This is a genomic window from Aerococcus urinaehominis, assembly GCF_001543245.1.
Classification (GTDB): Bacteria; Bacillota; Bacilli; order Lactobacillales; family Aerococcaceae; genus Aerococcus; species Aerococcus urinaehominis.
In genome coordinates this window covers 1,168,368-1,181,374 of sequence record NZ_CP014163.1, presented here as the reverse complement: position 1 = coordinate 1,181,374, position 13,007 = coordinate 1,168,368, and the positions used below count along the sequence as shown (strand labels likewise).

The following is a 13,007-nucleotide window of genomic DNA, read 5'->3' as shown; positions in this document are numbered from 1 at the left end:
TAGCCAGAAACCATGCAATTTAGGAGAGAATGGGCTAAATTATCCACTTACTAGGACAGAGCTTCATCATAAGTCGCTCGCGGTCCGCCAATATACTTGGGCCGTGACCGGAGTGCCGTTACATGGGCCTGGCCGATTGTTTTTATTTGCAGGCGGACTGGGACTTGGACAAACTTGACATGCATGCCGATTGCCGTGTCACCAATATCAATCCCTGCCTTGGCCGTCACGTGCTCAATGCAAACTGGATCTTCAAGACATTCAAAGGCCGCTACTGACCCAGCCCCACCAGCATTTAAAGCTGGGTATAAATTGACAATCTCATAGCCATATTTCTCCGCAGCTACCCGTTCTAAACTAATAGCGCGGTTGGTATGTTCACAACCCTGAACAGCCAGATAAATGCCTTTTTCATCCAAAATATCAAGGATTGTCTGTATGATTGTTCGCCCCACTTCCAGGTTGGCATGCTTACCAATCTTGTGACCCTGCACCTCTGAAGTGGATAAGCCCAGCACAAAAATATCTCCTGGCTTGAGTTGGGCCTGGTCTAGTAACTCCTCAACCGCCGCCCGTGTTTCCATTGCAATAGTTGTTAAATCCATAATTACCACCCTTTCACACCACTTAACTTGGCATCACCTATATAAAAGGCTGACGCTAATTTCTTTTATTATAAGGTTTTTAGTACTGATAAGAAAGACTGGCTAAGCTGCTATTAGCTAACCACCTTAGTCAGCTCGCCAGACTAGGTCATCCACTAGTCATTTTGTAGTTAGAGGAATTTGAATTCCTCCAAAATAAATATCGATATATTCAAAAAAGCCGGCTGACACCGGCTTTTCTCATACTCCGCAACTAATAGTTAGTGGCGCTATTGAATTTAATCTTATCTCTTCTCTAATTCTTCACGTAGAAGTTGGTTGACGACTTGTGGGTTAGCTTGACCACGGGTCGCCTTCATAATTTGTCCCACTAAGAAGCCAGTTGCCCGGTCTTTACCAGCTTTAAAATCATCAACTGATTTTTGATTGTTATCCAAGACCTCGTTGATAATTGGTAATAATTGAGCTGGATCAGATAATTGTACTAGGCCTTCTCTTTCGACTACTTCTTTAGCGTCGCCGCCTTCTTTAGCTAAAATAGTAAAGACTTTCTTAGCCTGCTTGCTTGAAATCGTACCATCTTCAACCAGGGCAATCATGCCGGCTAGATTTTCAGGGGTTAGGCTGATTTCATCTAGGGCTTTTTCTTCACTATTTAGGTAGGCAGAAACCTCACCCATTAACCAGTTAGAAGCCTGCTTAGGATCAGCACCAGCCGCTACTGAGGCATCAAAGAAGTCAGACATTTCCTTGGTTAAGGTTAAGACACCAGCATCGTATTCTGGTAGATCATACTCACTAACATAGCGTTCCCGACGAGCCTGTGGCAATTCAGGAATCTGTTCCTTAATCGCTTGGATTTCTTCGTCAGTTACGTGGAATGGTGGTAGGTCTGGCTCAGGGAAGTAACGGTAGTCAGCTTCTCCCTCTTTAACCCGCATCAAGATCGTCTTACCAGTACTTTCGTCATAACGACGGGTTTCTTGTAAGATTTCACCACCTGAGTTCAAGACCTTAGCTTGACGCTTTTCTTCGTAAGCTAAACCGCGGCGGACAAAGTTAAAGGAGTTCAAGTTCTTAAGCTCAGTCTTAGTACCAAACTCTTCTTGGCCAAAAGGACGGATAGAGATATTGGCATCACAACGCATTGAACCTTCTTCCATCTTAACGTCAGAAACGCCAGTATAAAGGATAATTTCTTTAACTTTTTCGAGGTAAGCATAGGCTTCTTCTGGTGACCGCATATCGGCTTCAGAAACAATCTCCATTAAACCAGTTCCTTGACGGTTCAAGTCCACATAAGAGTGGCCATCCTTACCGTGGATCAATTTACCAGCATCTTCTTCTAAGTGGAGACGGTTGATGCGGATTTTTTTCTTTTCGCCCTCAACTTCAATTTCTACATAACCATGTTCACCGATTGGCTTGTCTAACTGAGTTGTTTGGTAAGCCTTGGGATTGTCTGGATAGAAGTAATTCTTTCGGTCGAAGTATTGGTCGTTGTTAATTTCACAGTTCAGAGCCAAGGCCGCCATAATTGATTTTTCAATGGCGCCCTTGTTCATTTTCGGTAAAACACCTGGGTAACCCCAATCAATCACATTCGTATTGGTATTGGGTTCGGCACCGAAATGAGCAGGTGATGGCGAGAACATTTTCGAGTCAGTTTTTAATTCCACATGGATCTCAAGTCCAATGACTGTTTCATAATTCACTAGATGGTCCTCCTTACTCTGGGTGTTTGTCTGAGAAGTCTGTTGCTTCTTCTAAAGCATAAGCTGCCCGGTACATGGTCGCTTCATCAAAATAGTTACCAATGATTTGTAGACCAACTGGTAAACCATCAGAAGCAAAACCGGCTGGCACAGACATACCTGGTAGACCTGCCAAGTTTACTGGTACAGTTAAGATATCTTCCTGGTAAGTTTTAGCAGGATTTTCATCGTTAACACCAAATTTACCAGCAGTATGGGTCGCAACCGGACCAACAATTAAATCATATTCAGCAAAGGTCTTTTCAAAAGCTTGACGAAGTAACCGGCGAACTTGGCTAGCCTTTTTAAAGAAGGCCTCATAGTTACCTGAAGACAGAGCAAATGAGCCGAGCATAATCCGGCGTTTAACCTCTAGGCCAAAACCTTCCGAGCGTGATTTAATATACACTTCCTCTAAGTTTTGAGCTTCAGGTGACCGGTAACCATAACGAATACCATCAAAACGTTGTAAGTTTGAAGAAGCTTCTGCTGAAGAAATAATATAGTAGGCTGGTACCCCATACTTGATATGAGACAGGCTAATTTCTTCAACTTCGGCACCTAATTCTTTCAGGGTATTAATGGCGCCTTTAACAATTTCGCAGACCTCAGGATCCACTGTTTCACCGAAGAATTCTTTTGGCACAGCAATTTTCAAGCCTTTAACGCCTTTTTTTATTTCTTCCACATAATTAGGAATTGGTTGGTCAGAAACGGTTGAATCATATTGGTCAGCACCTGACAATACTTCTAATAGTAAGGCATTATCTTCAACAGTCCGAGTCATTGGCCCTACTTGGTCTAAAGATGAACCAAAGGCAATCACACCCCAGCGTGAAATCCGCCCGTAAGTTGGTTTCATACCAACTAAGTCAGTAAAGGCGGATGGTTGCCGGATAGAACCACCAGTATCAGTACCTAGAGACGCTACTACTTCACCAGAAGCTACTGCTGCAGCTGAACCACCAGATGAACCACCTGGTACCCGATCAGTATCCCAAGGGTTAAGGGTGTTGCCATAATAAGAAGTTTCGGTTGAAGCACCCATGGCGAACTCATCTAAGTTGGTCTTACCAATAATAATGGCACCTGCTGCTTCTAATTTCTCAACCACAGTGGCCGAAAAAATTGGTTCAAAATTAGATAACATTTTTGACGCAGCAGTCGTTAACAGGCCATCGGTCAAGATATTATCTTTAATTGCGATTGGAATCCCTTGTAGGGGACGGTCACTAGTATAACCGCGCTCATCACTAGCCTTAGCTGCTTCTAAGGCCTTTTCTTCGTTCAAAGTGATGAAGGCATTATAGGTTTGGTCTAAGTTTTTAATCCGTTCCAAGGTCTTTTCAACTAATTCAACAGATGTCAATTCACCTGCTACTAATTTTTCGTTTAAACCACGAAAAGTCTCTTCATAGCGATTCATTAAGCCTTGCCTCCTTCATCATTCATAATAGCCGGTACTTCAATCATACCATCTTTTTGCGCTGGAACATTCTTCATTAATAGATCACGGTCAGTACCAGCTTGGGCCTGGTCTTCACGCATGATATTGTGGACATCAGTCGCATAGGCCATCGCCTCAACACCTTCTGTATCCACTTGGTCTAGTTCTTGTACCATGTTCACGATATTAGCAAACTGATCTCTAATCATTGCTACTTCTTCATCATTAAAGGCCAATTTAGATAAATTAGCAATGTGTTGGATTTCTTCATTAGTAAATTCCACAGTCTTGCCTCCTTAATTTTCTTATCAGATACTATTATTTTAGCATAAGCCACTGTTAGCAACAAAGTTTATTGGATAATTTCATAGTTAAAGGCCTTTTCGTCCACAGCTCTAGCCAGGATTGCGCTAGTACCGGAAGGGCTCACCACCTCTATTTTAATGGCAATATTACTTGGAAAAATGCTAGTTGCCGAACTAGACAGCTTTTGAGCCAGGGCAATAATCTCGGAATAACCATCAAATTGGCTAGTAATCCGAACATCAATACCAACCATATTATTATTTTCATAACGGGCAACACCAGTAATACCGTTTAGCCGTGGAAAAAGAGCCTCGATTTCGGTCCGGAACTGTTCAAAGGCAACTTGTTCCTCTTGGTTAGGTAGCTCCTCAGTCCCAAAGACATAGTTCTTTTGGTCAAAATTAGTCCATGAACCTAGGCTGTCACCGCGGTTGGAAACGGTCTGAGCCAAGGCCACCCCCCCAGCTAAGTCAGTGAGGTCACCATTTAGGTAGAGAGTGACCGCAATAGGAATATCCTGGTAGCCCTCTTTTTGGCGTAAACGGCGGACCACTTCCTTAGCCATCTCTTTACCTTTTTCCTCAGCTACACCCGGATCAATATCCACTACTTCAGTCTGACTCTCATTCTGAAAGATATCTTGACTATTAAGAGCCAGAACTACTGAAGCCCCTGCTAGGTGGTCATTCCCTTGGCCCGGTTCACTTAAAAGGTCATAGGACATAATGGAATTCAGATAATGGGGTTCGAAGCTATCCAGCTTATCAGCGGCCGCCTGCTCTGGGTTAAGCCCCTGATCGTTGTCTTGGCTCTTAGGCGCTAACCACTGGCGCGCTTCATCAGCAGTAATCGCCTGGCCTTCCCGCAAAATATAATCATTGGTTGGAAACTCCAGCTTGGTGCCATCATAAAGGGCCCGGTCCAAACCGTCTAAATTGGCCTGGGAAGCTGCATTTACCATGATACCCCGGGTGCGGTTGATATCATAGAAACCATCCTCAATGTTAGCAGTATAAAAACGCTGATTACCGCCAGCATCCGCCTCAGTGGTTGCCAAGGATACGGCTTCATCCTGGTCCTGACTCTGGCAACCAGCTAGACCCAAAACTAGGCTAGTGGCTATAGCTAGCCTGGCTAAATTATTAAATCGCATCATTAATTCCCCTTACTTATCAATTTACAATTGGTCGAGCATATCAGCTTCGCTAAAGATAGTAACGCCTAAATATTGGGCCTTAGCTAACTTAGAACCCGCGTCACTACCAGCAATTAGGATATCCGTATTCCTAGACACGGAACCAGTGACTTTACCCCCTTGGGCTTCAATCAGTTTTTTAGCCTCAGGCCGACTGTAGGTCGCCATTTTACCGGTCAAGACAACCGTCTTGCCCTGCCAAAAACTATCTAAATCACTAGTCTGACCAGGTCTTGGGCCTTGATAGATCATATTTACCCCTAAATTAGCTAGCTTTTCGATTAGGGCTTGGACATCCTCATTATCAAAATATTCTACCACAGAATTGGCAATCACCTGCCCAATCCCATCAATTTGAGCTAATTCTTCCTGATTAGCCGCTAAAATAGCTGCCATGGTCGGATAATGACTGGCAATATCTCGGGCCGCCTTGCTGCCGACATGGCGAATACCCAAGCCAAACACTAATCGGTCTAGAGAATTTTCCTTAGATGCACTGAGAGCTGCTAAAAGATTATCGGCCGATTTGTCACCAATTTTATCCAGGGTCAAGAGCTGGTCTTTTTCTAACTGGTAGAGGTCGCTAGGATCCTTAACTAAGCGGCGGTCATAGAGCTGTTCTAAAACTTTTGGACCCAGGCCTGTCACATTCATGGCATCCCGGGAAACAAAATGATAGAGCTTTTCCTTGGCCTGGGCTGGACAGGCTGGGTTTACGCAGCGTAAGGCCACTTCATCATCCAGATGGATTAAATCAGACTGGCATTCTGGGCACTGGCTCGGAATCTGATAAGGCTGGCTATCAGCCGGGCGTTGATCAAGATCAACCGCAATGACTTCTGGAATAATGTCCCCGGCTTTATGAATTTTAACCTGGTCACCTAGTCGAATATCCTTTTCTTGGATCAAGTCCGCATTATGAAGGCTAGCCCGACTAACGGTAGAGCCAGCTAGTAAGACAGGATCCATTACTGCAGTCGGCGTGACCACCCCAGTCCGACCTACCGTCCACTCAATATCACGGATTCTTGTCGCCTGTTCTTCAGCTGGAAACTTGTAGGCAATTGCCCAACGTGGCGCTTTAACCGTATGGCCTAGTTGGGCTTGCTGGTCAAAATCATCTACCTTGAAAACAATACCATCAATATCATAAGGCAGGTCATGGCGCTGGCTGGTCATTTCTTCTACAAAATCCCACATATCGGCTAATCCCGTCAAAGACCGCGTTTGGTCATTAATATGAAAGCCCCACTCCTTAAATTGGGCCAACATTTGGGATTGGCTAGCCAAGCCCAAATCTGGGCTAAAGACACCGCTATAGAGGAAAACGTCTAGTTTCCGTTGGGCAGTAATCCGGCTGTCCAGTTGGCGGATTGAGCCGGCCGCTGAATTACGTGGGTTGGCAAAGGTAGGGAGGCCTTGGTCTTCCCTGGCCTGGTTGAGGGCTAAGAATGAAGCCTTGGGCATAAAAATTTCTCCCCGGACTTCAATATCCAAAGGTTCAGGTAATTTTAAAGGAACCGAGGCAATCGTTCGCACATTGTTGGTAATATCCTCCCCAATCTGACCATCGCCCCGGGTAGCTGCTTGAACCAAGCGGCCATCCTGGTAGCGTAAAGATACGGATAGTCCGTCAATTTTTAACTCGCCCACATAAGTAACTGGACCTTCACTGGCAGCTTGGCTCGATGCCACAAAACGCGCTAGATCTTCCTGGTTAAAGGCATTAGCTAGGGACAGCATTGGGGTCTCATGAGTCACTTTCTCTAGGCCAGATTGGGCTAGCATGCCAACGCGATGCGAAGGTGAATCCGCCTGAACATAATCTGGGTACTGGGCTTCCAATGCTAAGAGTTCTTGGTAGAGCTGGTCATACTCAGCATCAGTAATTGTTGGCTGGTCCAGGACATAATATTGGTAGGCATATTGGTTAAGTTGGTCAGTCAAGTCAACCAATCTTCGTAAATCTGCTTTAGACATAACTTCTCCTTCTATACTTTTTCAATGGGCGCAAAGGCAGCTAGAAGTCGCTTAATCCCCTGGCCCTTAAAGGCAATATATAACTCTTGGTCATTACCCGCACCGGTTACCTTGACGACTGTGCCTTGGCCCCATTTTTTATGCTGGGCCTTATCACCAACTGCCCAATTAACTGGGCCATCATTAGCTGTGTGCTTGCTCGCTGTATTACCAGTATTAGCAAATACCGAGCGTTTTTCTTCTTTAAACCGTTCTTTAAAGGAGCGGGCTTGCCCGCTACGATTGGCTTGGTAACGGCCTAGCTGGTTGGACTGCTTACGGCTATTGTAGCTGGCTCGTTGTTCATTACTTGGCCGACCCCATTGCTGGCCTTCATTGACCAATAAGTCTTGATCAATCTCTTCAATAAAGCGAGAAGCTGGGTTATTTTGGTAGCGGCCATATAGCATCCGAGAATAAGAGTTAGTCAGATATAGCTTACGTTCAGCCCGGGTAATCCCCACATAGGCTAAGCGGCGCTCCTCTTCTAAGTCATCCTCTTCAATGGCCCGGGCCAAGGGGAAGATACCATCTTCCATACCAATGATAAAGACGAGGGGAAACTCTAGTCCCTTAGCCGCATGCAGAGTCATTAGGGTAACCTGACCTTGCTGGTTACTATCTTCATCGCGGTCACTAACTAGGGATAAGTCTGTTAAGAAGGCTACTAGGGCATCATCCAGGTTGGCTTGGTCAGCAAAAGGTAGGTCAGCCGCCAGCTCTTGACTATCTAATAGTGACACCAAATAAGCTTCTTGGTCAGCAAGTAAATCAGCTGTTAGGTCCACCTGGTCAATTTGTTCAGGGCGATTAGCTTCTTCCTGGGCAGCAATCTCAGCTGCTTGGACACGTTGATCAGCCTCAGCTTCATAACGCCGATCAAATTCAGCTGTCACCGATAAAAACTCCTCAATATTTTCCAAACGAGCCTGAGCCTCTAAGGTATTTTGCTTTTCTAAATCAGTCCGGTAGCCAGACATATCCAATAAGCTGTCTGTTAATTCGTAAATGGATAAAAACTCTCGCTGCTTTTGTAGTTTTACCATCATATCAGCAAACTTAGCCAGAGACCGAGCCCCCTTACCAGAAATTGGTGCTTGATCAACTAGGGCTGCTGCCTGTAAGAGGGTCAGTCCCTCTTGGTTGGCAAAATGAGCGAGCTTATCTAGGGTGCCGGGACCGACACCGCGTTTAGGAACATTGATAATACGGTTAAAAGAGAGGTTATCAGCAGGATTGGATAAAAGTCGTAAATAAGCCAGGATATCCTTGATCTCTTTACGGTCGTAGAACTTAAGACCGCCGACCATCCGGTAAGGCAGGCTAGCCTTGACTAGGGCTTCCTCAATCACCCGCGACTGAGCATTGGTCCGGTAGAGCACAGCCATATCCTGGTAACCTAACCCCTCATTTTTATAATCATTAATCTTTGAAACAACAAAATAAGATTCATCTTGCTCAGACTGGGCCCGATAATAGCCAATTTTTTCGCCCTCAGGGTTGTCCGTCCATAATTTTTTATCACGACGCTCGGCATTATTTTCAATCACCTGGTTGGCTGCTGCGAGGATATTTTTAGTGGACCGATAGTTCTGTTCGAGCAAAATGACTTGAGCTTGGGGATAGTCCTTTTCAAAGTCCAAGATATTCTGCATATTGGCTCCCCGCCAGCCATAAATAGACTGGTCAGCATCGCCCACCACACAGACATTCTTAAAGTAGTCAGCTAGTAGTTTTACCAACTTGTATTGGGCTTCATTAGTATCCTGGTACTCGTCAACATGGATATAATGAAACTTTTGCTGGTAATATTTTAAAATTTCCGGTTGGCTCTCAAATAATTGAACAGTCACCATAATTAAATCATCAAAATCAAAGGACTGAGCTACCTGTAGGCGTTGTTGATAACGGTCATAGCAATCAGCAACCACTTCGGAAATATAGTCCTGAGCCTGGGCCCGGAAATCCTTGGGCGTCAACATATTATTCTTGGCATCGGAAATTCGCCCCAAGACCATGCGAGGCTTGAAGCGCTCAGTATCGAGGTTTAGGTCTTTGAGAATTTGTTTAATGAGCGTTTGCTGCTCAGCTGGGTCGGCAATGGTAAAGTTGCGGGAAAAACCAATCGCCTCCGCTTCACGCCTTAAGATCCGCACACACATAGCGTGGAAGGTCGACACCCACATATCCTGGGCTTGCGGTCCGACTAACTTGCCTACCCGCTCTTTCATCTCACTAGCCGCCTTGTTAGTAAAGGTAATCGCCAGAATATTCCAGGGCTGGACATCCTTTTCTTGGAGGATATAGGCCATGCGGTGGGTCAAACCCCGGGTCTTACCGGAACCGGCACCCGCCATAACCAATAAGGGGCCCTCTGTCGTTTGTACTGCTTCTGCTTGCTTTTTATTGAGTCCTTCAAGTAGTTGATTCACCAAGACACGCCTTTCTTTGATAAGTGCTTATTTATTATAACCTTTTTAGGGCTTGGGGTTAACTTTTTAACCAGGCCCTGCTAAACAGAAAAAGCTGAGAATTTCTCCCAGCTTATTTTAAATATTAACGATTGATTTGCATCAAGATGAGTTGGTTGAGCCAAATACGTACCTTTTTACGCGCATTTTGATAATCCTTATTCAAGATATTATCAATCAAGTCCGGGTAAATATTAACCAATTCCCGCTGGGCTTCAGCCCAGTGATTAGCGTCTTCGCGCAGGTCCTGTAGGTAAAGTTCATGTAGCGTAGAGATAGTATTGAGGGTAATTTGCCGGAAGTAGGAATTAGGATGATAGGATACCAATTCAGCAAAATTATCAAATTCCGCTTTATAATAAGCTTCGGCGTCATTGTTATCCATAGCTTCCTTCATGGCCTGATAATTTTTCCGAGCTGGCTCAGGGTCGACAGTGACCTCTTTATTTTGCATCTGTTGGAGCAGGGTCATAATTAAAATCTCGATCACCTGTAAACGATCAATCAAGGCCCGGGAATTAAGCACGCTCTTAGCTACCACAGCCCCCTTGTAAGGTTCCGTACGAATATAACCCTCTTCTTCTAATTCATGCATAGCTCGACGAACGGGGGTCCGACTCATGCCTAATTGATTAGCTATATCTACTTCTTTAAGGTGGGTGTCAGGCAGTAATATGTTATTGTCAATCTGCTCCTTTAAATAATTATAAGCAATATCTTTATAAGATTGTGATTTTGCCATGGTATCCTCCTTGTTTTAGTAAATATACAAAACGTGTATTCTCTCTATTATCATACACTTTAAAAGTCACTTTGACAAATACTTAGGGGTCAAAACGGGCTAGGTTATAGGTCTCAATTGTCGTAATTAATTTATCTGCATAGCCTGGATCAGTCGCATAGCCGGCCGCTTGTAGGGCCTGCGCAGCTAGCCGGTAGTCCCGCTCGCCTATCAAAGCCTGGTAAAGGTCAGGATTCCAGTCTACTCCCCGGTGCATCAAGGCGGCATGGTCATCCACTGAGTCCTGCCAATTATGGTAGACCTTGAAGTAATCATTGATCGTAATAAATTCACCATCAACAAATTCCTGGGTGGGCAAGCTCACCGACCGGTCAAAAGACTGGGCCTTGCGACCAAAGAGATTATTGTAATAATATGCTAAATCACTCTGACCAAAATCAGATTCTAAAATGGCTTGGGCCGTCACAATAGATGGCAGGATTTGTGTTTTGGGATAACGTGACTGGGCATATTCTCCCACCGAAATAATAAAATCCTCCTGACTAGGCCACTTAACCTGGTTAACCCGGCCAACCCCTGGGACTTTGTTAAGCCAGTCGGCCAGCTGGACCCTGGCTAAGGGTAGGGCTAGTAAGCAAGCTAAAAGTCCTACGACGATAAGGGCCTGGTTGCGTTGCTGTAATTGCTTTTTAGTTAAAGTCTGCTTGCGCCTAGTAGGCCGCTTAGCCTTTTTCCGCCCTTTTGCCACAGTGTCACCCCCCTAAAATTCACAGTCTATCATACCATGATTGCATGACGAAAAACTAATTCCAGCTTTTATTTTAAGAAATTTATGCCTGGAACTGTTAGCTAGGTTGACCTTGACTCGAAATCGTGGTTTGTAATTAACTAGCCGATTCTAACCAGCAACATGCTCAAGGACCCAGGCAAACAAAAAAATAGACTAGCTTATCCAAGCTAGTCCGTTCTGCTTCAATATATTTAGCCGCCCAGGTAGGCTTTTTGTACTGCTTCAGAATCTAATAATTCCAAGCCAGTACCCTCAGCAATTAATTTGCCGGTCTCTAGTACGTAAGCCCGGTCAGAAATTTCCAAGGCTGCCTTGGCATTCTGCTCAATTAAGAGGACAGTCACACCCATTTGATGGATTTCTTTAATAATTTCAAAAATTTGCTTGATATATAAAGGCGCCAAGCCCATAGATGGTTCATCCAGAAGAAGCAAGCGGGGTTTCCCCATTAAGGCACGGGCCATTACCAACATTTGCTGCTCACCACCAGACAAGGTCGCTGCATCCTGGTTAATCCGCTCTTTTAGAATTGGGAAGTACTCAAAGAGACCTGCCATTTCAGAATCTAAGTGGTCGCGTTCCTTACGGGTAAAGGCACCCATGAGTAAGTTTTCTTTAACAGTCATACCAGGAAAAACATGGCGGCCCTCAGGCACCTGGCAAATACCCTTTTTAACAATATCCATGGTGGACATGTGATTAAGGGATTGCCCGCGATAGAAAATTTCTCCTGCTTTAGGCCGCATGAGACCAGAAATGGTCTTCAAAGTGGTGGTCTTACCGGCACCGTTAGAACCGATCAGGGAAACAATTTCCCCCTCTTTGACTTCAAAGCTCAGGCCCTTGATGGCTTCAATCATACCATAGGCGACGTGGATATTATCTACTTGTAACATGGTCATCCTAAGCACCTCCTAGGTAGGCGTTGATTACAGCCTGGTTATTTTGAATTTCATGGGGACTACCTTCCGCAATTAAGCGGCCGTATTCCAAGACATAGATGCGCTCGCATACCTTCATGACTAAGGACATGTCGTGCTCAATTAAGACGACCGTGACCTTGAATTCATCACGAATCATTCGAATCAGGTCCAAAAGTTCCTGGGTCTCGTTAGGATTCATCCCAGCCGCTGGCTCATCTAAGAAAATAATCTTAGGTTCTGTTGCCAAAGCTCGAACAATCTCCAAGCGCCGCTGCTGGCCATAAGCTAAATTTTTAGCCTTATTATTAGCCTCATCAGCTAAACCGAAGTGTTCTAATAGTTGGTCAGCCTTATGGTGTAACTTGTCACGGTTATCATAATAGGTTTGGGTACGCAGGATTGAATGCATTAAACTGGTCCCTTGCTTGTTGTCCATGGCGATCAAAATATTCTCCTTAACCGTCATATCTTTAAACAAGCGAATATTTTGGAAGGTCCGAGCCAAGCCCAAGTCATTAATCTTATCAGCAGATCGACCAATTAGTGATACCTCTTGGTGGTCTACCTGCATATCAATACTCCCCTCAGTTGGCACATAAACACCGGTAATCAGATTAAAGAGAGTCGACTTACCCGCACCATTGGGTCCAATTAAACCTACAATCTCTTGTTGGTTAATATCCAAGCTCACATCAGATACCGCCGTCAATCCACCAAAGCGTTTGGTTAGGTGATCAATTGATAATAAAGACATC

Annotated in this window: 11 protein-coding genes; all 11 read right to left on the bottom strand. The window is 44.8% G+C overall.

From position 1 onward, the window contains the following. Positions 1-50 precede the first annotated feature (50 nt). The 11 genes from AWM75_RS05380 to AWM75_RS05330 all read right to left on the bottom strand — a co-directional run bounded on the left by AWM75_RS05380 (position 51) and on the right by AWM75_RS05330 (position 13,006). Complete coding sequence (locus AWM75_RS05380) at positions 51-605, bottom strand: TIGR01440 family protein (protein ID WP_067979242.1); 555 nt, start codon at positions 603-605, stop codon at positions 51-53. A gap of 284 nt (positions 606-889) precedes the next feature. Beyond that, on the bottom strand, positions 890-2,320 hold the full coding sequence (gene gatB, locus AWM75_RS05375; RefSeq protein ID WP_067979240.1) for an Asp-tRNA(Asn)/Glu-tRNA(Gln) amidotransferase subunit GatB: 1,431 nt from the start codon (positions 2,318-2,320) through the stop codon (positions 890-892). A gap of 13 nt (positions 2,321-2,333) precedes the next feature. Next, positions 2,334-3,785, bottom strand: a complete 1,452-nt coding sequence (gatA, locus tag AWM75_RS05370) for an Asp-tRNA(Asn)/Glu-tRNA(Gln) amidotransferase subunit GatA (RefSeq protein WP_067979237.1) — start codon at positions 3,783-3,785, stop codon at positions 2,334-2,336. After that, a complete protein-coding gene (gatC, locus tag AWM75_RS05365; protein ID WP_067979235.1) occupies positions 3,785-4,090 on the bottom strand; it encodes an Asp-tRNA(Asn)/Glu-tRNA(Gln) amidotransferase subunit GatC in 306 nt (101 codons plus the stop codon). Before gatC ends, gatA begins: the two co-directional genes overlap by 1 nt. Before the next feature lie 68 nt (positions 4,091-4,158). Beyond that, positions 4,159-5,265, bottom strand: a complete 1,107-nt coding sequence (locus tag AWM75_RS05360; protein WP_067979231.1) for a CamS family sex pheromone protein — start codon at positions 5,263-5,265, stop codon at positions 4,159-4,161. Positions 5,266-5,289: 24 nt separating this feature from the next. Continuing rightward, positions 5,290-7,287: an NAD-dependent DNA ligase LigA gene (gene ligA, locus AWM75_RS05355; RefSeq protein WP_067979228.1), complete on the bottom strand. Its 1,998-nt coding sequence runs from the start codon at positions 7,285-7,287 to the stop codon at positions 5,290-5,292. A gap of 11 nt (positions 7,288-7,298) precedes the next feature. Further along, positions 7,299-9,758, bottom strand: coding sequence for a UvrD-helicase domain-containing protein (locus AWM75_RS05350; RefSeq protein WP_067979226.1), 2,460 nt, complete (start codon positions 9,756-9,758; stop codon positions 7,299-7,301). A 124-nt stretch (positions 9,759-9,882) separates the two neighbouring features. After that, a complete protein-coding gene (locus AWM75_RS05345; protein ID WP_067979221.1) occupies positions 9,883-10,539 on the bottom strand; it encodes a GntR family transcriptional regulator in 657 nt (218 codons plus the stop codon). A gap of 82 nt (positions 10,540-10,621) precedes the next feature. Beyond that, on the bottom strand, positions 10,622-11,287 hold the full coding sequence (locus AWM75_RS05340) for a glycoside hydrolase family 73 protein (RefSeq protein ID WP_067979218.1): 666 nt from the start codon (positions 11,285-11,287) through the stop codon (positions 10,622-10,624). 233 nt (positions 11,288-11,520) lie between these two features. Next, on the bottom strand, positions 11,521-12,231 hold the full coding sequence (locus AWM75_RS05335) for an ABC transporter ATP-binding protein (RefSeq protein WP_240534636.1): 711 nt from the start codon (positions 12,229-12,231) through the stop codon (positions 11,521-11,523). A 1-nt stretch (position 12,232) separates the two neighbouring features. After that, entirely contained in the window at positions 12,233-13,006 is a 774-nt protein-coding gene (locus tag AWM75_RS05330; RefSeq protein ID WP_067979216.1) for an ABC transporter ATP-binding protein, read from the bottom strand. Position 13,007 lies beyond the last annotated feature (1 nt).